The sequence below is a fragment of the Mycobacterium sp. 852002-30065_SCH5024008 genome (assembly GCF_001665645.1).
Taxonomy (GTDB): domain Bacteria; phylum Actinomycetota; class Actinomycetes; order Mycobacteriales; family Mycobacteriaceae; genus Mycobacterium; species Mycobacterium paraffinicum.
Genome location: NZ_LZSZ01000174.1, coordinates 1 through 605, shown reverse-complemented (window position 1 = coordinate 605; position 605 = coordinate 1). Strand labels below are relative to the sequence as shown.

At 66.6% G+C, this 605-nt stretch carries 1 protein-coding gene; it reads left to right on the top strand.

Annotated elements, in window-relative coordinates; genetic code table 11:
* Positions 1-605: condensation domain-containing protein (locus tag A5781_RS22425; RefSeq protein WP_156624962.1), on the top strand; the 605-nt coding region annotated here is incomplete at both ends.

The following is a 605-nucleotide window of genomic DNA, read 5'->3' as shown; positions in this document are numbered from 1 at the left end:
GTGGCGTATGCCAGCCGCGTTCAAGGCCAGCCCCCTGGGTGGGTGCCGTTGGCGGTGCAGTACGCCGACTACACGCTCTGGCAACGAGACCAGCTGGGCGACCTCAGCGACCCCGACAGTGTGATCGGCGCACAGTTGGCCTACTGGCAGCACGCCCTGGCCGGGATGCCCGAACGCCTGGAATTGCCCACTGATCGGCCCTATCCGGCGGTAGCCGATCACCACGGAGCCAGCCTCACCATCGAGTGGCCGGCACAGTTGCAGCAGCAGATCGCCCGGGTGGCCCGGGCACATCATGCGACCAGTTTCATGGTCATCCAAGCCGCCCTGACAATCCTGCTCGCCAAGCTCAGCACCAATACCGATGTGCCGGTGGGGTTCCCGATCGCCGGCCGGCGTGACCCGGCCCTGGATGAGCTGGTCGGGTTCTTCGTCAACACCCTGGTGTTACGCGTCGATCTGACCGACGACCCCACTGTGGCCGAACTCCTTGCCCAGGTGCGCGCGCGCAGCCTGGCCGCCTTCGAGCACCAAGACCTGCCCTTCGAGGTATTGGTGGAACAGCTGCACCCCACCCGCTCCCTCGCCCATCACCCCCTGGTCCA